Raw genomic sequence first — 21,629 nt, 5'->3', positions numbered from 1 at the left:
TCACGAACAAATGACAACCCGGTACGGCCGGCCGGAGCGTACGGATCTAGGGCAATGCGCTCCTTCCATGGTAGCTCCGTAACTCCATTCCCGCCCAGGTGTGGCGGTACGGCCCCCGGTGCGGGACCCTGGGAGTGGACGCGACGTCCGCTCACCGAGGCGTTCCTGGGGGTCCGATGGGCGTGCCTGACGCTGACGGCCAGGGGCCGCCGGACGGCCTGCCCGGGCTGCCCCCGGAATGGGGCCGGGTGGTGGTGCCGGACGACGCGTCGGCGCTCGCCGACGAGGCCCGGCAGGTCCGCCGCGAGCTGCGCCGTGGCACCCGGCACCCGCGCCGCTCCGGCCCGGTCCGCCTCGGGTTCCCCCTCCTGGCGCTGTTGATCTCGATGCTTGTCACACTCGCCGGGCTGGCCGCCGTCACCTGGCCCCGGTCCAACCGGGCCGGCGGCCCGACCGTGCTTCCCCGGGCCACCACGGCCAGCCCGCCCGTGGTCGGCCCGCTGCCCGCGCTCGACCTGGTCGGCGCCGACGACACGCCGGTGCCGCTGCGTAGCCTGCTGCCCGCCATGATCATCCTGGTCGACGCCTGCGCCTGCACCGCGGAGGTCGGCACGGCCGCGGCCACCGCGCCCGCCGGAGTCACAGTGGTCACCGTGACCGAGGGCCGCAGCGCCGGACCCGCCATCGCGACCGGGGTACGCCCACTCGGCGACCCGGCCGGCGGCCTGCGCTCCTACCTGCACCTCGCCGCCCACCCGGGCACCGCCGCCGCGCTGCTCGTGGACCGGCGGGGCACGCTGGTCCGGGTGGTGCCAGAGCTCGGCCCCGCCGGCGACTACCAGGCCGACCTGGCCCGGCTGAGCGGTTGACCCGGGCTCAGTAGAGCGCTTCCAACCGGGCGTCGAGCTGGGGCTCGCCCCGCAGCGCGGCGAACCGCACCCGCACCTGCCCGCCGGTGCCCTCCACGAAGAGGACTTCGAGAAGCCCGTCGCAGTCGCGCACCCGTTCGAGGTCCTCCGAGTCGGTGGCGGTCAGCCGCATCACCATGACCCCGCCGCCGGAGCAGCCCACCGAGAGCTGGTACGTGTCGCCAGGCGTGGGGCTCACCTGCCGCACCACAGGTGGGCCGTCCGCCGCCAGCTCGGACGTCTCCCGCCACACCACGTGCGACACCCGGACCGGACGCGCCGCCCCGTCGGGGTTCACCCGGATCACCACCGACCGGTCCGGATCGGAGCTTTCCCGGCCGGAGCGGGGATCCACACCGACAAGCGGCTCCGAGCCGGGCGGTCGGCCCGGCAGCACCTCGCCGGTCTCGGCGTCGAGATCGACATGTGACTGGACGATGCCGTCGGCGGACCGGCCCGAGATCGGACCGACAGCCGGCGCCGTGAACCGCCACCACCACGCGCCGAGCACCAGCGCCAGCACGGTCAGGCCGGCCAGCACCGCGCGCCGGATCCGTTCCTCGGACGCCATGCCGTGCAGCGTATCCATGTGGACGGCTCGCGGCGACCCGTCAGGACTCCCGTTCCAGCAGGGCCGCGTAGAGCGTCAGCCCCGGCCCGAACGCGAGCATCACCACCCGACGCGGCGGCGGGGACGCCCGGCCCAGCCGGTCCAGGATCAGCAGGACCGTCGGGGACGAGCAGTTGCCGTGCTCGGCAAGCGTCTCCCGGGACGCCGCGAGCGCCGCCGGCGGCAGGGCCAACTCACGCTCCACCACGTTGAGGATCCGGGGGCCGCCCGGATGCACCGCCCAGCCGTCCACCTCGGACCGGTCGCGCCCGTGCCGGGCCAGCAGGTCGTCCACCAGATCGCGGACGAACCGGGAAAGCACCATCGGCACCTTCGGCGACAGCCCCATCCGGAAGCCGGTGTCGGTGACGTCCCAGGTCATGTGGTCGGCGGTGGAGGTGTCGGTGATCGAGGTGACCTCGCGCACCGCGTACCCCCGGCCGCCGGGCACGACCACGGCGGCGACCGCGGCGTCCGAGAAGAGCGCGTGCGAGACGATCTGCTGGGTGTCCACCCGCGCGCCCGCCGGCTGGATGTGCAGGCTTGTCAGCTCCGCGCAGAGCAGCAGCGCGGGCCGCCCCCGGGCGGTGACGAAGTCGCTCGCCGCGCCGAGCCCGGGCAGGGCCGCGTAGCAACCCATGTGCCCGACGAACATGCGCTGCGTGTCCGAGGCCATGCCCAGGTCCCGGGCGAGCAGGATGTCCAGCCCGGGCGTCGCGTAGCCGGTGCAGGAGCAGACCACGAACAGCCCGATGTCACTGGCGTCCAGGCCGGCGGCGGTGAGCGCGCGACCGACCGCCTCCTTGCCGAGCGGCAGCGCCTCGACCTGGTAGCGGCGCATCCGGCGCTCGGTCGGCCACTCCGAGACGTCCTCCAGCAGGGGATTCACCGCGGCCTGCCGACGGGTCACCCCGGAATTGGCGAAGATCTTCTCGGCCAGCGCCCGGGTGGTGCCGGAGAAGTGCTTCTCGAAGAAACCGGTCCACAGCTCGGCCTGCGCCGCGCCCGGCGGTTGTGCCATGCCCAGACCCGCGATCACCGGTACGCCCACGTCCCCCACCTCTCGATAGCTGTCTCCGCTCACCAACGAGGGGCCGTGCCGTCCCGGTCCGGGTCACCGCCGAGCGCGGCGATGCCGAGCCAGTCGGCGCACACGTCGGAGGTGGCCGGGTGCAGCGAGCCGCACCGGGCGTCGCGGTAGAGCCGCTCAAGCGGATGACCCCGGCGGGTCGCCGAGGTGCCGGCGGCCTCGAGCATCGACGCCGCCACGTCCGCGGCCGTGGTGCCGGCCAGCAGCTTGGCGCGCCACACCCACCGGTTCGTCTCGGCGTCGCCGGGGTTCTCGTCGACCCGACGGGCCGCCTCGGCGACCGCCAGTTCGGCCGCCGCGGTGGCCGCGTCCGCCCGGCCCAACCGGGCCCGGACCGCCGGCAGGCCGGCCAGGTTCCGGGCGTTCAGGTGCTCGGCGGCGGCCTCGATCGCGGCCCGCGCCACCCCGACGTATACGGCCGCGTAGCTGGCCACCAGCCAGTGCGGCATGAGCTGGGCCACCACCAGGGCCAGCCCTTCCACGCCGCCGAGCAGCCGGTCGGCGGGCACTGTCACGTCCAGGTGCAGGTCGTGCGAGGAGGTGGCGCGCATGCCGAGGGAGTCCCAGGTGGGCTCCACCGTGATTCCCGCCCCGGCCGGGACCAGGAACTGGGAGACCACGGACTGGTCGGTGGCGCTGCGCGCGGCCACCAGGTAGCCGTCCGGGTGGCCCGCGCCGGAGCAGAAGGTCTTGCTGCCCTTGACGTGCCAGCCACCGTCGACCGGCTCGTAGACGGTGCTGAGCTGGGACAACCGGCCGCCGGCGCCGCGCTCGCTCATCGCCACCGCATACCAGGCGCCGTCGGCCGCCGCGCGCAGCAGCCGGTCCCGGGCGGCAAGCGCATCCTCGGGTACGCCGAGCGCCTCGGCCAGTTCCTCGGTGACCGCGCCCAACGCGCCGGTGACCGAGGCGTGCATGTTGAACACAAGCGCGGTCGCGCCGTTGCCGCGCGCCAGCTCGGTGGCGACCGCGGCGTACTCGGCGAAGGTCGCCCCCAGCCCACCCAGCTCGCGCGGGACCATCAACCCGAACAGGCCGGCCTCCCGCAGGTCGGCGAAGTCGTCCACCGGGAACGAGCCGTCCCGGTCGTGCCCGGCCGCGCGGGCGGCCAGCCGCGGCGCCAACCGGCGGGCCGCCTCCAGCGCGTCCACATTCATGTCGCCTCCCTCTCCGCGTCCCTTACCCCGGGTGGTCCCGGCTACCCGCCTCGCCGGCCACTGCCCTGGTAGAGGACGGCGGTCGACCGGGTCGGCACGATGCGCGGCTGCGTCCGGACCGGACGGTCACCGCCCCGCCACCGGCGCAGCAGCCAGCCAAGCGTGCCGCCAAACTCGGGGCGGAGCCCGCGTACGCGCAACGCCACGCCGTGCCGGGCGCACTCGGCGACAAGCGCGCGTGCGTCCACGAACAGCCGGTGGTCGTGGATGCCACGCGGCACCGTGGGCAGCCGTTCGCCCACTTCCACCGCGACCAGGCGGGCCAGCAACGTGTCGTTGATGGTGTCAAGCACCAGCAGGCCACCGGGGCGCAGCAGCCGACACGCCTCGGCGACCGCCCGCCGCCAGTCCGGCACGTGCTCAAGCACCTCACCTGCGGACACCACGGCGGCGCAACCGTCCGCAAGGGGCACCGCGGTGGCGTCGCCCTGGAGCACGGTCACCCCGTGCGCGGCGGCCAGGTCGAGCGCCGAGCGGGTCAGGTCCACCCCGACGTGCCGATAGCCCTTGCCGGCCAGGTGCGGCGCCAGCAGACCGGCGCCGCAACCGAGGTCGACGAGCAGATCGTCCGGGGAGGACGCCGGGGGCACAAGCGCCGCACGGGCGCGGGCCAGCCAGTGCAGCATCGCGAAGGCGCCGTCCGGCCGCCACCACTCGCCGGCCAGGTCGTCGTACTGCCGGGGGTCGTTCGGGGGCAGCGCCCGGCGCGGACGGGACACCGGGGACGCTTCTGGCATGGACCGAGCGTGGCACGACTCCCCGGTAACGACCAGACTTCCCTTATGTCGACGCGGGTGTTAGGGCTGGTCAGGGCAAGCCATCCGGAGCCGGCGGCGGCCGTCACCGTGGTCGCCGCGCTGCTCGCCGCAGGCGTCGGGCACTCCGCCGCCGGGGTCGCGACGGTGGCGCTCACCGTGCTGGCGAGCCAACTCGCGGTCGGCTGGAGCAACGACCTCATCGACGCCGACCGGGACGCCGCGGTGGGACGTACCGACAAGCCGGTGACCACCGGCGCGGTCGCCCGGTCGACGCTGGCCCGGGCCACCGCGGTGGCCGCCGTCGCCACCCCGCTGCTGGCGCTTGCCGGCGGTCCGGCCGCGGCGGCCTGCGCCACCCTGGGGCTGGTCTCCGCGCTGCTCTACAACTGGCCGCTGAAGTCGACAGCGGTGTCGGTGCTGCCCTACGCGGTCTCGTTCGGCGCGCTGCCCGCGTTCGTGGTGCTGGCCCTTCCCGGCTCGCCCGCGCCACCGGCCTGGCTGGTGACCGCCGCCGCGCTGCTGGGCGCCGGGGCGCACTTCGCAAACGTCCTGCCCGACCTGGCCGACGACGCGCGGACCGGGGTGCGCGGGCTGCCACACCGGCTCGGCCCGACGGGCAGCCGGCTGGCCGCTGCCGGGCTGCTCCTCGCCGCCACCGTCGCCCTGGTGTTCGGCCCGCCCGGCCCGCCGTCGTGGGCCGGCCTCTCGGCGGTCGCCGCCGCCGTCGCGGTGCCGGCCGTCGGTTGGTACGCCGGGCGCGCGGCGGCCCGGACCGGCGGTCGACAGGTGGCCGCCTTCCGGGCGGTGCTCGTGGTGGCGCTCATCGATGTGGTGCTGCTTGTCGCGAACGGCCGGGTGGTCTGAGCGGTCCCCGGCGCGGGTGGCATTGCCGGGTCCGTGTGCGGGCCTCGATCAGCTCCAACTACCCTGGAGCGCGGTCTGCGCGGGCAAGGCCACCCCGTGCCCGGCGGTCGACCGGGCGGGGATCGTGACGAGGAGGACCGACGTGACGCGCTCGATCAGGGGTTCCCGGCGGCCGGCCCTGCTGCTGGCCGGCACCGCGGCGGCGGGTCTGCTGCTCGCCGGGTGCGGCACCGGGCAGGTGGCCGAGACCGCCAACAAGATCCCGTCGGTACAGGGCGTCAACGTCCAGACCTCCGACAACCTCTACAAGGTGCGCGGCCTCTACGTGCAGTTCCCCGGGCCACAGGGCTACGAGGCGGGCGCCAACGCGCCGCTCAACGTCGTGATCTACAACGACAGCCAGGCCCCGGTCACGGTGACCGTCACCACCGACAGCGCCCGGGATATCGTGCTCGCCGGTGCCGCCGGCGCCAGCGGCGCGGCCACCCCGACCGGCTCGCCGACCGAGCCGGCCTCGGTCTCGCCGACCGCCGCCGACCCGAGCGCCTCCCCCAGCCAGTCGCTCGAGGTGCCCGCCTCGCCGTCGGCCGGCGAGTCCGACTCGGCCAGCCCCTCGCCGTCGGAGAGCGAGTCCGCGCCCGCCGGCCAACCGGCCCGGATCGAGATCCCGGCGCTCGGGTACGCCCAGCTCAACAGCGGCAATCCGCGGTTCCTCCAGCTCGTCGGCCTGAACCAGAAGCTGGTCGTCGGCCAGCAGGTCAACCTGACCTTCGACTTCGGCAACGGCCAGGTCATTCGGACGCCGGCCCAGGTCGGCGTCCCGCTGACCCCGGAGGCGCCCCCGTCCGCGGTCGTCAACCCGCGTGAGCACGCCGGCGAAGAGGGTGGCGTCGAGGGTGAGAGCCACGGCTGACGCCGTACCCCGCTTTCCGCCGACACCGCCGTCGTGGCCCGCGCCGCGGCGGCGGTGTCGCCGTTTCCGGTGGGCTTTCGTCGTACCGTCCGGTTAACGTCCGGTGGTGACCACGCCCCGATCGTCCTCCCCCCGCGCCGGCGCCGGCCGCGGTCGCGCCGCCGCCCGCGAACCCCGCCCGGCCTACGAGTGCGACGCCTGCGGGCACCAGCCGCCCAAGTGGATGGGCCGCTGTCCCGAGTGCGGCGAGTGGGGCTCGGTGGTCGAGTCCACGGTCACCGGCCCGATGGTCTCCGGCCGGGTGGTCAGCTCCCGGATGCCGGCCGAGCCGGCCCGGCCGATCGCCACCATCAGCGCCGCGCCGGCCCGGGCCCGCCCGACCGGCGTCAGCGAGCTCGACCGGGTGCTCGGCGGCGGCCTGGTCCCCGGCGCGGTGGTGCTGCTCGCGGGCGAGCCCGGCGTCGGCAAGTCGACGCTGCTGCTCGACGTGGCCCAGCAGTGGGCCGCCGGCGCCGGCAGCCCGTCGCTTGTGGTCAGCGGCGAGGAGTCGGTCAGCCAGGTGCGGCTGCGGGCCGAGCGGATGGGCACCCTGCACGACCAGCTCTACCTGGCCGCCGAGAGCGACCTGTCCGCGGTGCTCGGCCACCTCGACGCGGTCAAGCCGGGGTTGCTGGTGCTCGACTCGGTGCAGACGATCTCCACCACCGGCACCGAGGGTGTGCCCGGTGGGGTGACCCAGGTGCGCGCGGTCACCGCCGCGCTCGTCGCGGTCGCCAAGGAACGCGGCGTCGCCACCGTGCTCGTCGGCCACGTCACCAAGGACGGTCAGGTGGCCGGCCCGCGCGTGCTTGAGCACCTGGTGGACGTGGTGCTCCACTTCGAGGGCGACAAGCACTCCTCGCTGCGCATGGTGCGCGGCGTCAAGAACCGGTTCGGCGCGGCCGACGAGGTCGGCTGCTTCGAGATGCACGAGGGCGGCATCAGCAGCCTGGCCGACCCGTCCGGCCTCTTCCTCACCCGCTATTCCGAGCCGGTGCCGGGCACCTGCGTGACCGTGGCGATGGAGGGCCGGCGGGCGCTTGTCACCGAGGTGCAGGCGCTGATCGGGGCGACGGTCGCCGGCTCGCCCCGACGCACCGTCTCCGGGCTCGACGGCGCCCGGCTGGCCATGGTCCTCGCGGTGCTCCAACGACGCACCGAGCGGCTGACGTTGCACGACCGCGAGGTCTTCGCCGCCACCGTCGGCGGCATCCGGGTGGTGGAGCCGGCCGCCGATCTCGCCGTGGCGCTCGCGGTGGCCTCCGGCGGGCTCAATCTCGCGCTCAACCCGCACCTGGTCGCCATCGGCGAGGTCGGGCTCACCGGTGAGGTGCGCCGGGTCGGCGCGGTGGCCCGCCGGCTGGCCGAGGCCGCCCGGCTGGGCTTCCGGCTGGCCCTGGTCCCACCCGGTTGCGGTCCCGGCAGCAGCGGCGTCGCCCCCGAGCACATGCGGGTGATCGAGGTCACGGATGTACGGGCCGCGCTCCAGGCCGCCGCCCGCGCGTCCGCGGAGTGACCGTGGGTGGTCACGAGCCGGGACCGGCCGGGCGATTCCGGACAGGCCGCGCACCCCGTCGGCGACCACGAAAGCCGGACATCGTGACACATCACAGTAACCACGAGAGCACCCACCGCACCGCAGTCCGTAGAATGTGCCCGTGCCGACCGACCGCGATGCCACCAAGCCCGCAACGGCGACGCCGCACGCCCGCACCGGTGCCGTCAGCGGCAACCCGACCCGCGCGATCAGCGTGAGCGTCGCCGCGAGCGTCGGTGGAGCCGGCGCCGACCCACTGCGGGCCAACCTCGCCCTCATGGCGCCCGGCACCGCGCTCCGCGACGGTCTGGAACGGATCCTGCGCGGTCGCACCGGCGCGTTGATCGTGCTCGGCTACGACAAGGTGGTCGAGCAGATCTGCACCGGTGGCTTCCCGATGGACGTGGAATTCTCCGCCACCCGGGTCCGCGAGCTGTGCAAGATGGATGGCGCTGTGGTCCTCTCCAGCGACGGCACCCGGATCGTCCAGGCCGGCGCGCACCTGATGCCCGACCCGTCCATCCCCACCGAGGAGTCCGGCACCCGGCACCGCACCGCCGAGCGGGTGGCCCGGCAGACCGGATACCCGGTCATCTCGGTCAGCCAGTCGATGCGGATCATCAGCCTCTACGTCAACGGCCAACGGCACGTGCTCGACGACTCGGCCGCGATCCTGTCCCGGGCCAACCAGGCGCTTGCCACGCTCGAGCGCTACAAGCTCCGGCTCGACGAGGTCTCCGGCACGCTCTCCGCGTTGGAGATCGAAGACCTGGTCACGGTCCGCGACGCGGTGGCCGTGGTGCAGCGGCTGGAGATGGTCCGGCGGATCGCCGACGAGATCGCCGGCTACGTGGTGGAGCTGGGCACCGACGGCCGTCTGCTGGCCCTCCAGCTCGACGAGCTGATGGCCGGCGTGGACGCCGACCGCACCCTGGTCATCCGCGACTACCTGCCGGTCGGCCGCAAGTCGCGCACGCTCGACGAGGCGCTTGTCGAACTCGACCTGCTCAGTGCCACCGAGATGATCGACCTGGTGGCGGTGGCCAAGGCCATCGGCTACCCGTCCGCCTCCGACGCGCTCGACGCGGCGGTCAGCCCGCGCGGGTTCCGCCTGCTGGCCAAGGTGCCCCGGCTGCCGGCGGCCGTGGTCGACCGGCTGGTCGTGCACTTCGGCAGCCTCCAGCGACTGCTCGGCGCGACAGTGGAAGACCTCCAGGCGGTCGAGGGGGTGGGCGACGCCCGCGCCCGTGGCGTCCGCGAGGGCCTGTCCCGGCTCGCCGAGGCGTCCATCCTGGAGCGGTACGTCTGACCCGCCTCAGCCGGTGATCGTCAGCTTCACCGGGTCGCTGATCTTGGTGCCGACCCGGGCGAAGACCTGGTACGTGCCGACCGGCGCGTACGGGCCGGCAGCCAGGCCGTCGGCGCAGCGGCTGGTGTCCCGCCCGTTCCAGCCCAGTTCGTAGGAGCGCTCGAAGTTCGACGCGAACGACTGCACGTTCGTGCCCCTGTTGGTGCCGCAGGTGTCCGACGACCAGACCTTCTCCGCGCCGGCCTTGACGTAGAGCTCCTGCAGATCGGCGCCGACGTCCCGGCTGCACGTGCGGTCGGAGACGTTCTTGACCTTGAGGCGCAGCGTGACCACGGTGCCCCGCTGGGCGCTTGTCGGCACCGCGACCGGCGTCACCTGCAACTCCGAGTCCGTGCAGGTGCCGTCGCCGGAGCCCGACTGCCCGGACGTGCCGCCGTCACCGGCGCCGTTGCTCGCGCCGTCGCCCGTGCCGTCGCCCGTGCCCGAACCGTCACCCGTGCCGGAGCCGCCGCCGGCGTTCGTGCCGCCTGTGTCACCGGAAGCGCCAGGTGTCGGCGACGGGCTCGTCGACTGCGGAGTCAACACCGGGCCGGAGGAATCCGGAGCCGCACCGGCCGAGCCGCCCGGAGACGGATCGCCGCCCGGCGCGCCGGTGTTCTTGTCCGTGCCGGTGCACGAATAGAGCAGGACAATCAGGAAGAGCAGCACCGCGCCGAGCACGACGGCGCGACGCCGCCAGTACACGGCGGGAGGCAGGGAGCCGACCGTCAGACGCATGATTCGCCTACCGTAGTCGCGCGACGCTCGGCGCGCCGGTCCGACGCGCCGGTGACCCTGAGCCACAACCGGCGTCGCGTCCATTGTGGAAGCCGAGCACCATGGTCAGAGATAGACCTTGCGCTGGTAGACGGCGTGCGCCCCGGCCACCCGGTCGAGGAAGAGCTGCCCGGCACAGTGGTCGATCTCGTGCTGGAGCGCCCGCGCCTCGAAACCGTCGGTGACCAGCCGCACCACCTCGCCGCTGCCCGGCAGCATCCCCTCCACCACCAGGCGGCTGGCCCGCTTCACGTCGCCGGTCAGGTCCGGCACCGACATGCAGCCCTCCCGGCCGGCCTTCCACCGGCTCGCCTCCACCACCCGGGCGTTGCAGAGGACAAACGTGCCGTGCACCGTCACCGCCTTGGGGTGCCCGGTCACGTCCACCGCGAACACCTGGGCGCCCACCCCCACCTGCGGCGCCGCCAGCCCCACACAACCCGGCGAGACCCGCATGGTGGCCACCAGGTCGGCGGCCAGCCGCACCACCTCGGCCGAGGTCGGGTCGACCTCCGGCCCGGGCCGGCTCAACACCGGCTCCGGGGCGGCGACCACCCGGCGCACCTCGCCCGGTACGCCAAGCTTCTCCGGCGTCCAGCCACCCAGGCCGGCGTAGCCCTCGGCGGTCACAGCAGGTCCGTGTCCGCCGGGCGGAGACTGACCCCGACGCCCAACTCCGCCGCGGCCCGGGTCAGCCGGCCGGCCACCTCGTCCGAGCTGCCCGGCGGCAACTCCACCTCGGCGACCACCACGTAGAGCGAACCCGTCAGCCTGGTGCTCAGGTCTGTCACGTTGCCGCCGACGTCGGCCAGCACCCGGGTCATCGCCGCGACGATGCCCATGCGGTCGGCGCCGTGCACCGCAAGCACGTACGGCTCGCCGGCGGGGATGCTGCCACCGTCCGGGGTGACCGCGCGCACGGTGGCCAGCAGGTGCCCGTCGGAGGCGAGCGGGGCCAGCGCGGCCTCGACATCCGCGGCGGCCGGGCCCACGCAGATCAGGGTCATCGCGAAGTGCCCCCGCAACCGGGTCATCGTCGAGTCGGTGAGGTTCGCGCCGAGCCGGGCGAGGACCTCCGCGACATCGGCCACGATGCCCGGCCGGTCCCGACCGATGACGGTGATCGCGAGCTCATTCATTCGGACATTCTGCCCCGCCGCCGGAACTCCGCCGCGCCGGCCCACCCGGCCCGCCCATCCTGCGGGAAGGACGCCCGTGACATCATCGGCACCGCCATGACTGAGCCCACCTTCGCCACCCTGGTCAGCCGGTGGTACGAACGCAACGCCCGTGATCTGCCCTGGCGCAGGCCGGGCATCGGCGCCTGGGCGATCCTGGTCAGTGAGGTCATGCTCCAGCAGACCCCGGTGGTCCGGGTGGTGCCCGCCTTCCAGGCGTGGCTGGCCCGCTGGCCGGAGCCGCGCGCACTCGCGGAGGACACCCCGGCCGAGGCGATCCGGATGTGGGGACGGCTCGGCTACCCCCGCCGGGCGGTACGCCTGCGCGAGTGCGCGGTGGCGGTCGTGGAACGGCACGGCGGCGTGGTGCCCGACCGGCTCGACCAGTTGCTGGCGCTGCCCGGAGTCGGCACGTACACGGCCCGCGCGGTGGCCGCGTTCGCGTACGGGCAACGGCACCCGGTGGTGGACACAAACGTCCGGCGGGTGGTGTGCCGGGCGGTCGCGGGTGAGCCCGACGCCGGCCCGACCACCCGGCCCGCGGATCTGGTCGCCACCGAGGAACTGCTACCCGTCGAACCGGCCGCGGCGGCCCTGGCCAGCGCGGCCTTCATGGAGCTCGGGGCGGTCGTCTGCACCGCCCGCGCGCCCCGCTGCGCGGTGTGCCCGGTCGAGTCCAGTTGCGCCTGGCGGGCTTCCGGGCAGCCGGCCCCCGCCGGGCCGACCCGTCGTCCACAGCGCTACGCCGGCACCGACAGGCAGGTACGCGGCCTGTTGCTCGCGGTGCTCCGGGAGACCACCGGACCGGTGCCGCACCAGCGGCTGGACCAGGTCTGGTACGACGACGTGCAGCGGGCGCGGGCGCTGGCCGGCCTGGTCACCGACGGGCTTGTGGAACCGGTGGGTCAGGAGTCCTTCCGGCTGGCCGGCGACGGCCCCGCCGTCCCCCTGCCCTGAGCCGGCCCCGCCGTCCCCCTGCCCTGAGCTCGCACCGCCGTCCTGCTGCCCTGGGCCCGGTCACCGCGCATCCGTAAAAGGCGACGGCCCCGGTGGCTCTCGCCGACCGGGGCCGTCGCCCTGGAAACAGTCGCCCTGACCTACGCGGCGTTGTCGTCCGCGCCGGTGGCCGCGGCACCGAGATCAGCCGGGACCGCGTCCGGCACGGCGTCCGGCCGGTCCGCGCCCCGGAAGACAAGCTTGGACTTGTCGATGTTCTCCGGGTCGCCCTCGCAGTCCACCACCACGATCTGACCGGGGGTCAGCTCGTTGAACAGGATCCGCTCGGAGAGGTTGTCCTCGATGTCGCGCTGGATCGTGCGACGCAGCGGACGCGCGCCCAGCACCGGGTCGAAGCCCTTCTTCGCCAGGTATTTCTTGGCGTTGTCGGTCAACTCCAGGCCCATGTCCTTGTTGCGCAGCTGGCCCTCGATCCGCTGGATCATGATGTCCACGATCTGGAGGATCTCGTTCTCGCGCAGCTGGTGGAAGACGATGGTGTCGTCGATCCGGTTCAGGAACTCGGGCCGGAAGTGCTGCTTGAGCTCGTCGTTGACCTTCTGCTTCATCCGGTCGTAGTTCGACTCGGAGTCGTCGGAGGCCTGGAAGCCCAGCGAGACCGCCTTGGCGACGTCCCGCGTGCCGAGGTTTGTGGTCAGGATGATGACCGTGTTCTTGAAGTCCACGATCCGGCCCTGACCGTCGGTCAGACGCCCGTCCTCAAGGATCTGCAGGAGCGTGTTGAACACATCCGGGTGGGCCTTCTCGATCTCGTCGAACAGGACCACCGAGAACGGCCGGCGACGCACCTTCTCGGTCAGCTGCCCGCCCTCGTCGTAACCGACGTAGCCGGGAGGTGCACCCACCAGCCGGGAGACCGTGTAGCGGTCGTGGAACTCGGACATGTCCAGCTGGATCAGCGCGTCCTCGCTGCCGAACAGGAACTCGGCGAGCGCCTTGGACAGCTCGGTCTTACCCACGCCGGACGGGCCGGCGAAGATGAACGAGCCGGACGGGCGCTTCGGGTCCTTCAGACCGGCCCTCGTGCGCCGGATCGCCTTGGACACCGCCTTGACCGCGTCCTCCTGGCCGATGACGCGCTTGTGCAGCTCATCTTCCATGCGCAGCAGTCGCGAGGTCTCCTCCTCGGTCAGCTTGAAGACCGGGATGCCGGTCCAGTTGCCGAGCACCTCGGCGATCTGCTCGTCGTCGACCTCGCTGACGACGTCCAGGTCACCGGCCTTCCACTCCTTCTCCCGCTGCGCCTTCTGGCCGAGCAGCTGCTTCTCCTTGTCGCGGAGCTGAGCGGCCCGCTCGAAGTCCTGCGCGTCGATCGCGGACTCCTTGTCGCGGCGCACCTGGGCGATGCGCTCGTCGAAGTCACGCAGGTCCGGCGGCGCGGTCATCCGGCGGATCCGCATCCGCGCACCCGCCTCGTCGATCAGGTCGATCGCCTTGTCCGGCAGGAACCGGTCGGAGATGTACCGGTCGGCAAGAGTCGCGGCGGCGACCAGGGCGGCGTCGGTGATCGAGACGCGGTGGTGCGCCTCGTAGCGATCCCGCAGGCCCTTCAGAATCTCGATGGTGTGGGCCAGTGACGGCTCACCCACCTGGATCGGCTGGAAGCGGCGCTCGAGAGCGGCGTCCTTCTCCAGGTATTTGCGGTATTCGTCGAGCGTGGTGGCGCCGATGGTCTGCAACTCGCCGCGGGCCAACATCGGCTTGAGGATGCTGGCGGCGTCGATCGCGCCCTCGGCCGCGCCCGCGCCCACCAACGTGTGGATCTCGTCGATGAACAGGATGATGTCGCCGCGGGTGCGGATCTCCTTGAGCACCTTCTTCAGGCGCTCCTCGAAGTCGCCACGGTAGCGCGAGCCGGCGACCAGCGCACCGAGGTCGAGCGTGTAGAGCTGCTTGTCCTTCAGCGTCTCGGGCACCTCGCCCTTGATGATCTTCTGGGACAGACCCTCCACCACGGCGGTCTTGCCGACGCCAGGCTCACCGATCAGCACCGGGTTGTTCTTGGTGCGGCGGGACAGCACCTGCATGACCCGCTCGATCTCCTTCTCGCGCCCGATCACCGGGTCGAGCTTGCCCTCCCGGGCGGCCTGAGTCAGGTTCCGGCCGAACTGGTCCAGCACCAGGCTGGTCGACGGCGCGGCCTCACCCGGCGCAGCCCCGGCGGCGGCCGGCTCCTTGCCCTGGTAGCCGGAGAGCAGCTGGATCACCTGCTGGCGGACCCGGTTGAGGTCGGCGCCGAGCTTGACCAGCACCTGGGCGGCCACGCCCTCGCCCTCGCGGATCAGGCCGAGCAGGATGTGCTCGGTGCCGATGTAGTTGTGGCCGAGCTGCAGCGCCTCGCGCAGGGACAGCTCCAGCACCTTCTTGGCCCGCGGCGTGAACGGGATGTGCCCGCTCGGCGCCTGCTGGCCCTGGCCGATGATCTCCTCGACCTGCTGGCGGACGCCCTCCAGGGAGATGCCGAGGCTCTCCAGAGCCTTCGCCGCGACACCCTCACCCTCGTGGATCAGGCCCAGCAGGATGTGCTCCGTACCGATGTAGTTGTGGTTGAGCATCCGGGCCTCTTCTTGGGCCAGGACGACAACCCGTCGCGCTCGGTCGGTGAACCGCTCGAACATGCCCTCGTGCTCCTCACGTGCCGTGCGCCTTGATGGTCAGATCTCGGCGGGGCCGGTGCGCGAACGTCCGGGACGGACGTCCGTGCCTCCTTACTCTATCGCCGCGGAGCGTCTCCGCTGAGGTCGTGTGACCCCGCCGGGGACCCTTCCGACGTCGTTTCTGCCAACCGTCCACGCTCAGGAGGTGTTCCGGGACCCCGGCGTGTACGCGCAGAGCGAAATTCGACAGGCGGTGGAGGGCCCGGTCGAGGGGCTTCGAGCGGGGAGCGCGCACCTGCCACGGCTGTCCACAGCCTGTGGACGGAATCTCCACCGCCTGTGGACAACTCCGTCCGACGCCGGTTTCCTTCCGCGCCGGCCGCGATACACCGGCCGTCACGATCGCCCTGAATCGGACAGTCGGCCGGAAACGGCGCACGCCGCCCCGGAGTCGTCCTCCGGACCGGCGTGCGGCCACCATCGCGAACGTCGGGGTCAGTGCCCCGCCTTCGCGTGGTACTCGTCCACGATCTCCTGCGGGATCCGGCCCCGGTCGGAGATGTCCTTTCCGGCCTTCTTGGCCCACTCGCGGATGGCGCGGTTCTGCTCCCGGTCCGCGGTCGCGCCGCCCCGACCGCGCGCGGCCCGGCCACCGACCACCACGCCCCCACGACCGACCTTCGAGCCATGCGCGATGTACTGCGCGAATACGTCGCGCAATTTTTCCGCGTTGGGGGCCGAGAGGTCGATCTCGTACTGCACGCCGTCGAGCGCGAACTTGACAGTCTCGTCAGCGTCCCCGCCGTCCAGGTCATCGACCAGCCTGTGAATGATCTGCTTGGCCACGTCCCACATTCCTTTCGAGCAGGGCTGTGCTCCTGCAATACTCCGAGCACAATAACCTGTCCGATGCTCGCTCCGTCAATAGGAGCGCGTAACAAGCCGGAGAATCCTTGCGCGCCTACTCGGGCCGGACCAAGGGGAACAGGATGGTTTCCCGAATTCCCAGGCCGGTCAGGGCCATCAGGAGCCGGTCGATTCCCATTCCCATACCACCGGCCGGCGGCATTCCATACTCCAACGCCCGGAGAAAGTCCTCGTCGAGACGCATGGCCTCGTCGTCGCCGCGCGCCGCGAGCTGCGCCTGGGCCACCAGCCGCTCCCGCTGCACCACCGGGTCGACAAGCTCCGTGTAGGCGGTGGCCAGCTCGAATCCGAGCACGTAGAGGTCCCACTTCTCGGTCAGCCCCGGCTCGCTGCGGTGCGCCCGGGTCAACGGGCTGGTCTCCTCCGGGTAGTCACGGACGAACGTGGGCGCCTGCAACGACGGCACCACCAACTCCTCGAACAACTCCTCGGCCAGCTTGCCCGGCCCCCACTTCGGGTCGACCGAGAGACCGATCTTGTCGGCGTACTCCACCAGCCGTGACCTTTCGGTGCCGACGGTGACCTCCTCGCCGAGCGCTTCGGAAAGAACACCGAACAGCGTCACCGATCGCCACTGGCCCCCCAGGTCGAACTCACGGCCGTCGGCGTGGGTCACCACCGTCGAGCCGGCGACCGCGACGGCGGCCCGCTGCACCAGATTTCGGGTCAGCTCGGCCATCGTGTCGTAGTCGCCGTACGCCTGGTAGGTTTCCAGCATCGCGAACTCCGGCGAGTGCGACGAGTCGATGCCCTCATTACGGAAGTTGCGGTTGATCTCGAAGACACGGTCGACGCCACCCACGACCGCGCGCTTGAGAAACAGTTCCGGCGCGATTCGCAGATAGAGGTCGGTGTCGAGCGCATTGCTGCGGGTCACGAATGGGCGGGCTGCGGCGCCACCGTGCAGCAACTGGAGCATCGGGGTCTCGACCTCGATGAAGTCCTCCGCGTGCAGGGCGTCCCGCAGGCTGCGGACCGCGGTGGCCCGGGTGCGGACCATCTGCCGGGCCTGCGGGCGGACCACCAGGTCCACGTAGCGCTGGCGGACCCGGGACTCCTCGCTCAGCGGCTTGTGCGCCACCGGCAGCGGGCGCAGCGCCTTGGCGGTGACCGCCCACTCGTCGGCGAGCACGGACAGCTCACCACGCCGGCTGGTGATCACTTCACCTGTCACGCCGACGTGGTCACCGAGGTCCACCAGGCGCTTCCAGTCCGCCAGGCGCTCCGGCCCGACCCGGTCGAGCGAGAGCATCGCCTGAAGCTCGGTGCCGTCGCCGTCACGCAGCGTGGCGAAGCAGAGCTTGCCTGTGTTGCGAATGAAGATCACCCGGCCGGTGACCGAGGCCCGGTCGCCGGTGGCGGTGTCGGTGGGCAGGTCGGCGTAGCGCTCGCGGAGCCGCGCGAGCGTGGTGGTCCGGGGGAAACCCACCGGATACGGTTCGACGCCCTCGGCGAGCATCCGGTCCCGCTTCTCCCGGCGGACCTTCATCTGCTGCGGAAGGTCGTCGGCGGGGTCGGTGGGCAGGGCGTTCTGCTCGGTCACGGCACGCTTCCTCAAGCCTTGGGGAACAACGGCGGGGTCAGCCCATGAGCGTACTCAAGCGCCGTGCCGACCGTTACGGGATAACCTGCCCGCCATGACCGACCCCACTTCGGCCCTCTCGTTCGGCGCCGCCGCCGCCGCGTACGACCGGTTCCGGCCCCGCTATCCCGAGGCGGCGCTGCGCTGGGCGCTGGACGGGCTGGCCACCCCGGCCCGGTTGGTGGACCTCGGCGCCGGCACCGGCATCCTCACCCGTGGCCTGACCGCACTCGGGCACCACGTCGTACCCGTCGAGCCGGATCCGGGGATGCGGGCGCAACTGGCGGCCACCACCCCGGGCACGACGGCGCTCGCCGGCAGCGCGGAGTCGGTGCCGCTGCCGGACGGTTCGGTGGACGCGGTGCTGGCCGGGCAGGCCTACCACTGGTTCGACCGGGACCTGGCGCACGCCGAGGTCGCCCGGGTGCTGCGCGCCGACGGCACGTTCGCGCCGGTGTGGAACGTCCGGGACGAACGGGTCGGCTGGGTGGCGGAGCTGACCCGGATCGCCCACCTCGACCACAACGCCGGTGACGTGACCGAGCGGTACGCCGACTTCGGGCCCCCCTTCACCCGGGTCGAGGTGGGCGAGTTCGCGCACGCGACCACGCTCACGCCGGACGATCTGGTGGGCATGCTGCACACCCGCTCCTACTGGCTGACCGCCACGCCGGCCGAGCGGGCGCGCGTCGACGGCGGGCTGGTCGACCTGTTCGCCACCCACCCCGAGCTGGCCGGCCGGGACACCGTCGAGCTGCCCTACCGCACGGTCGTGCTCCGCGCGCGACGGTACTGACCTCAGGTGTTGCGCTCGTAGACCATCCGCAGCCCGATCAGGGTGATCATCGGCTCGTGATGGGTGATGGCACGGCACTCGGTAAGCACCAACGAGGCCAGGCCGCCGGTGGCGATGACCGCCTTCACCTCACCCAGCTCCTCGGACATCCGCTCGACGATCCGGTCCACCTGGCCGGCGAAGCCGAAGTAGAGGCCGGCCTGAAGGCACTCCACGGTGTTCTTGCCGATCACCGAGCGGGGCCGGGTGGCCTCCACCTTCCGTAGCTGCGCGGCGCGGGCGGCGAGCGCGTCGAAGGAGATCTCGATGCCCGGTGCGAACGCCCCGCCGAGGAACTCGCCCCGGTCGCTGATCACGTCGAAGTTGGTGGTGGTGCCGAAGTCGACCACGATCGACGGCCCGCCGTAGAGCGTGTAAGCGGCAAGCGTGTTCACCACCCGGTCCGCGCCCACCTCCTTCGGGTTGTCGATGGCGAGCTGCACCCCGGTCCGCACGCCCGGCTCGACGATGACGCTCGGCAGGTCGGCGTAGTAACGACCCAGCATGGTGCGCAGCGAGCGCAACGCGGCCGGCACGGTCGAGCAGGCGGCCACCCCGGTGATCTCCACGGCGTCACCGGCCAGCAACCCGCGGAACATCAGGCCCAGCTCGTCCGCGGTGGAACGGGCGTCGGTCTTGATCCGCCAGGAGTGCACCAGCTTGTCGCCGTCGAAGGTCGCCAGCACGGTGTTGGTGTTTCCGATGTCGATGCAGAGCAGCACAGCGGCAGCCTAGACGGTCACCTACCGCGCAGGTCGAGGGCGATGTCGAGGATCGGCGACGAGTGGGTGAGCGCGCCCACGGAGAGGAAGTCGACACCTGTGGCGCCGTACTCGGCGGCCACCGGCAGGGTCAGCCCGCCGGTCGCCTCCAGCTCGGCCCGGTCGCCCACCACGGCCACCACCTCGCGCAACTGCGCCGGGGTCATGTTGTCAAGCAGCAGAAAGCCCGCCCCGGCCTCGACCGCCTCCACCGCCTCGGCCAGCGTGTCCACCTCGACCTGCACCGGAACGTCCGGGAACGCCTCCCGGACCCGCCGGAACGCGGGCGTGATCCCGCCCGCCGCCAGCTTGTGGTTGTCCTTGATCATCGCGACGTCGTGCAGGCCCATCCGCTTGTTGGTGCCGCCGCCGGCCCGGACCGCGTACTTCTCCAGCGCCCGCAGCCCCGGCGTGGTCTTGCGGGTGTCGAGCACCATCGCCTTCGTGCCGGCCAGCGCGTCGGCCCAGGCCCGGGTGTGGGTGGCCACCCCGGACATCCGGGAGAGCAGGTTGAGCGCCGTCCGCTCGGCGGTGAGCAGCAGCCGGGTCGGCCCGGTCACGGTGGCCAGCACGTCGCCGCGCGCCACCCGCTGCCCGTCGTGGGCCACAAGCGACACCTCGACCGCACGCCCGGCGCCTGTCACGTCGCCCACCAGCTCGAACACCGCGGCGGCCACCGGCAGCCCGGCCACCACCCCGTCCTCGCGCGCCACCAGGTCGGCGGTGTCCCGCTGGTCGGCCGGGACGGTGGCGACGCTCGTCACGTCGAGGAAGTCCGGGCCGAGATCCTCGGCCAGCGCGTCCACCACGACCCGCCGGACCCGCTCCGGGTCCAGCCCGCCGTCCCGCAGCGCCCGCACCGTCGACTCGATCATGGTTTCTGCTCCTCTGTTCCTGACGTTCGCGACTGCGGGGCTCGCAAAACCGGCTCACTCCTCGCGCTCACCCAACGCTCGACCAGCCGTCCGTTCGGGTCCACCTCGGCCACCAGGTGACCCAGCCACCTGTCGTCGGCCGCCGGGAAGTCCTCCCGCCAGTGGCACCCCCGCGTCTCCCCGCGGGCGTACGCGGCGGCGACGAGCGTCGACGCCACAGTGATCAGGTTCGTCGCCTCCCAGTCGGCGGTACGGGGCACGCCCCGCCCCTCGCCCAGGCCGGTCAGCGTGGCCGCGGTCGCGGTCAACGACTCCGCCGACCGGAGCACGCCCGCGCCCCGGGACATCGCCAGTTGCAGCTCCGGCGTGCCCGCCGCCGGCACCAGCCGGCCCGGCCCGCCCACCCAGGCGCCGGTCTCCGCCGGCCGGGCCTGCTCGGGCAGCCCGGCGGCGACGTCCTCGGCGATCCGGCGGGCGAAGACCAGCCCCTCCAGCAGTGAGTTGCTGGCCAGCCGGTTGGCGCCGTGCACACCGGTGCAGGCCACCTCACCGCAGGCGTACAGGCCGGGGATCGAGGTGCGGCCACGAAGGTCGGTCCGGACGCCGCCGGAGGCGTAGTGGGCGGCCGGCGCGACCGGGATCAGGTCGGTCGCCGGGTCCACCCCGATGGCCAGGCAGGACGCCACGATGGTCGGGAACCGCCGGGCCAGGAAGTCGCCGCCCAGGTGCCGCGCGTCCAGGAACACGTGGTCGGCGCCCGTGGTCCGCAGCACCCGGTGGATGCCCTTGGCCACCACGTCCCGGGGTGCCAGCTCGGCCAGCTCGTGCTGGCCGACCATGAACCGCTTGCCGTCGCCGTCGACCAGGTGGGCGCCCTCGCCCCGCAACGCCTCGGACACCAGCGGCTGCTGCGCCAGGCCGGCTCCCGGGCCGCCGGCCGGCACGACAAGCGCGGTCGGGTGGAACTGGACGAACTCCAGGTCGGTGACGGCCGCGCCGGCGCGCAACGCCAGCGCCACCCCGTCCCCGGTGGAGACCGACGGATTGGTGGTGGCCGCGAAGATCTGCCCCATCCCGCCGGTGGCGAGCACCACCGCGCGGCCGAGGATCGCGCCGACGCCGTCCTCGCTGCCCTCGCCCAGCACGTGCAGGGTGATCCCGCAGGCCGGGCCGAACCCACCCGGACCGTCGCCGGGCGCGCGCAGCAGGTCCAGCACCAGGGCGTGCTCGACCAGCCGGATCCACGGGTCGCGCCGCACCGCCGCGTGCAGCGCCCGTTGCACCTCGGCGCCGGTGGCGTCGCCGCCCGCGTGCACGACCCGGTCGGCCCGGTGGCCGCCCTCGCGGCCGAGCATCAGCGAGCCGTCGGGGTTGCGGTCGAACTCCGCTCCGATCCGCATCAGCTCGCGCAGCCGGGTCGGGCCCTCCTCCACGAGCACCCGGACCGCCGCCGGGTCGCAGAGGCCAACGCCTGCGACCTCGGTGTCGTACGCGTGCGCGGCCGGGCTGTCCGCCGGGTCGAGCACCGCGGCGATGCCGCCCTGCGCCCAGCGGGTGGAACCCTCGTCGATGTCGACCTTGGTGACGACTGTGACGTGCAGGCCGGCCTCGCGCAGGTGCAGCGCGGCGGTCAGCCCGGCGACGCCGGAGCCGACGACGATCACGTCGGTGGTCTCCACCCAGCCGGGCGCGGGCGCGGCGAGCAGCCGGGGCAGCACTGGCAGGTCGACGGTGGGTAGGTCCATGGGCACAGTCAACCCGAAGCGTCCTCGGCCCGGGCGCCGGGGGCGGGACGA

At 72.9% G+C, this 21,629-nt stretch carries 20 protein-coding genes; 7 read left to right on the top strand and 13 right to left on the bottom strand.

Features of this window, described 5'->3' with window-relative positions:
• Positions 1-176 precede the first annotated feature (176 nt).
• Positions 177-869 (top strand): hypothetical protein, encoded by a 693-nt coding sequence (locus tag SM450_RS14025; RefSeq protein WP_474620172.1) that lies wholly within the window; start codon positions 177-179, stop codon positions 867-869.
• 7 nt (positions 870-876) lie between these two features.
• Here the strand turns inward: SM450_RS14025 and SM450_RS14020 are convergent, their stop codons facing one another.
• From SM450_RS14020 to SM450_RS14005, 4 genes are read right to left on the bottom strand one after another with little or no spacing between them, the layout of a single operon-like run.
• The gene (locus SM450_RS14020) at positions 877-1,479 is read right to left on the bottom strand and encodes a hypothetical protein (protein ID WP_474620171.1); all 603 of its coding nucleotides are present in this window, start codon (positions 1,477-1,479) and stop codon (positions 877-879) included.
• A gap of 40 nt (positions 1,480-1,519) precedes the next feature.
• Positions 1,520-2,578 carry a type III polyketide synthase gene (locus SM450_RS14015; RefSeq protein ID WP_474620460.1) on the bottom strand — a complete coding sequence of 353 codons (1,059 nt, stop codon included), beginning with the start codon at positions 2,576-2,578 and terminating at the stop codon, positions 1,520-1,522.
• A 20-nt stretch (positions 2,579-2,598) separates the two neighbouring features.
• Positions 2,599-3,765 (bottom strand): acyl-CoA dehydrogenase family protein, encoded by a 1,167-nt coding sequence (locus SM450_RS14010; protein ID WP_474620170.1) that lies wholly within the window; start codon positions 3,763-3,765, stop codon positions 2,599-2,601.
• A gap of 41 nt (positions 3,766-3,806) precedes the next feature.
• Positions 3,807-4,562, bottom strand: coding sequence for a methyltransferase domain-containing protein (locus SM450_RS14005; RefSeq protein ID WP_474620169.1), 756 nt, complete (start codon positions 4,560-4,562; stop codon positions 3,807-3,809).
• 45 nt (positions 4,563-4,607) lie between these two features.
• Here SM450_RS14005 and SM450_RS14000 point away from each other — a divergent pair, with 45 nt between their 5' ends.
• The 4 genes from SM450_RS14000 to disA all read left to right on the top strand — a co-directional run bounded on the left by SM450_RS14000 (position 4,608) and on the right by disA (position 9,245).
• Positions 4,608-5,447, top strand: coding sequence for a UbiA family prenyltransferase (locus tag SM450_RS14000; RefSeq protein WP_474620168.1), 840 nt, complete (start codon positions 4,608-4,610; stop codon positions 5,445-5,447).
• A 142-nt stretch (positions 5,448-5,589) separates the two neighbouring features.
• Positions 5,590-6,360 carry a hypothetical protein gene (locus SM450_RS13995; protein WP_474620167.1) on the top strand — a complete coding sequence of 257 codons (771 nt, stop codon included), beginning with the start codon at positions 5,590-5,592 and terminating at the stop codon, positions 6,358-6,360.
• A gap of 106 nt (positions 6,361-6,466) precedes the next feature.
• Positions 6,467-7,915, top strand: a complete 1,449-nt coding sequence (gene radA, locus SM450_RS13990; RefSeq protein ID WP_474620166.1) for a DNA repair protein RadA — start codon at positions 6,467-6,469, stop codon at positions 7,913-7,915.
• A 142-nt stretch (positions 7,916-8,057) separates the two neighbouring features.
• Entirely contained in the window at positions 8,058-9,245 is a 1,188-nt protein-coding gene (disA, locus tag SM450_RS13985; RefSeq protein WP_281586311.1) for a DNA integrity scanning diadenylate cyclase DisA, read from the top strand.
• Between the two features lie 6 nt (positions 9,246-9,251).
• Here disA and SM450_RS13980 read toward each other — a convergent pair whose 3' ends face one another.
• The 3 genes from SM450_RS13980 to SM450_RS13970 form a co-directional block, all read right to left on the bottom strand.
• Positions 9,252-10,022 (bottom strand): hypothetical protein, encoded by a 771-nt coding sequence (locus tag SM450_RS13980; protein WP_474620165.1) that lies wholly within the window; start codon positions 10,020-10,022, stop codon positions 9,252-9,254.
• A 105-nt stretch (positions 10,023-10,127) separates the two neighbouring features.
• Entirely contained in the window at positions 10,128-10,691 is a 564-nt protein-coding gene (locus SM450_RS13975) for a peptide deformylase (protein WP_474620164.1), read from the bottom strand.
• Complete coding sequence (locus tag SM450_RS13970; protein ID WP_474620163.1) at positions 10,688-11,200, bottom strand: glycine cleavage system transcriptional repressor; 513 nt, start codon at positions 11,198-11,200, stop codon at positions 10,688-10,690. The genes SM450_RS13975 and SM450_RS13970 overlap by 4 nt, the downstream gene beginning before the upstream one ends.
• 96 nt (positions 11,201-11,296) lie before the next feature.
• Between SM450_RS13970 and SM450_RS13965 the strand changes: the two genes are divergently transcribed.
• Positions 11,297-12,196, top strand: coding sequence for an HhH-GPD family protein (locus tag SM450_RS13965; protein ID WP_474620162.1), 900 nt, complete (start codon positions 11,297-11,299; stop codon positions 12,194-12,196).
• A gap of 140 nt (positions 12,197-12,336) precedes the next feature.
• On the opposite strand, the gene SM450_RS13960 is transcribed toward SM450_RS13965, so the two are convergent.
• The 3 genes from SM450_RS13960 to lysS all read right to left on the bottom strand — a co-directional run bounded on the left by SM450_RS13960 (position 12,337) and on the right by lysS (position 17,323).
• Positions 12,337-14,874, bottom strand: coding sequence for an ATP-dependent Clp protease ATP-binding subunit (locus SM450_RS13960; protein ID WP_474620161.1), 2,538 nt, complete (start codon positions 14,872-14,874; stop codon positions 12,337-12,339).
• A gap of 474 nt (positions 14,875-15,348) precedes the next feature.
• A complete protein-coding gene (locus SM450_RS13955; RefSeq protein ID WP_474620160.1) occupies positions 15,349-15,699 on the bottom strand; it encodes a histone-like nucleoid-structuring protein Lsr2 in 351 nt (116 codons plus the stop codon).
• Between the two features lie 115 nt (positions 15,700-15,814).
• On the bottom strand, positions 15,815-17,323 hold the full coding sequence (lysS, locus tag SM450_RS13950) for a lysine--tRNA ligase (RefSeq protein WP_474620159.1): 1,509 nt from the start codon (positions 17,321-17,323) through the stop codon (positions 15,815-15,817).
• Between the two features lie 94 nt (positions 17,324-17,417).
• On the opposite strand from lysS, the gene SM450_RS13945 reads away from it, so the two are divergent.
• Entirely contained in the window at positions 17,418-18,158 is a 741-nt protein-coding gene (locus SM450_RS13945) for a class I SAM-dependent methyltransferase (RefSeq protein ID WP_474620158.1), read from the top strand.
• Positions 18,159-18,160: 2 nt separating this feature from the next.
• On the opposite strand, the gene SM450_RS13940 is transcribed toward SM450_RS13945, so the two are convergent.
• From SM450_RS13940 to SM450_RS13930, 3 genes are read right to left on the bottom strand one after another with little or no spacing between them, the layout of a single operon-like run.
• Positions 18,161-18,919: a type III pantothenate kinase gene (locus SM450_RS13940; RefSeq protein WP_474620157.1), complete on the bottom strand. Its 759-nt coding sequence runs from the start codon at positions 18,917-18,919 to the stop codon at positions 18,161-18,163.
• Between the two features lie 17 nt (positions 18,920-18,936).
• Positions 18,937-19,833 carry a carboxylating nicotinate-nucleotide diphosphorylase gene (gene nadC / locus SM450_RS13935; protein ID WP_474620156.1) on the bottom strand — a complete coding sequence of 299 codons (897 nt, stop codon included), beginning with the start codon at positions 19,831-19,833 and terminating at the stop codon, positions 18,937-18,939.
• Entirely contained in the window at positions 19,830-21,578 is a 1,749-nt protein-coding gene (locus SM450_RS13930) for an L-aspartate oxidase (RefSeq protein WP_474620155.1), read from the bottom strand. Before SM450_RS13930 ends, nadC begins: the two co-directional genes overlap by 4 nt.
• Positions 21,579-21,629: the final 51 nt, after the last annotated feature.

The sequence above is a fragment of the Micromonospora marincola genome (genome assembly GCF_056150385.1).
The sequence above is the reverse complement of the archived record's forward strand: the minus strand, read 5'-3'. Positions and strand labels throughout refer to the sequence as shown.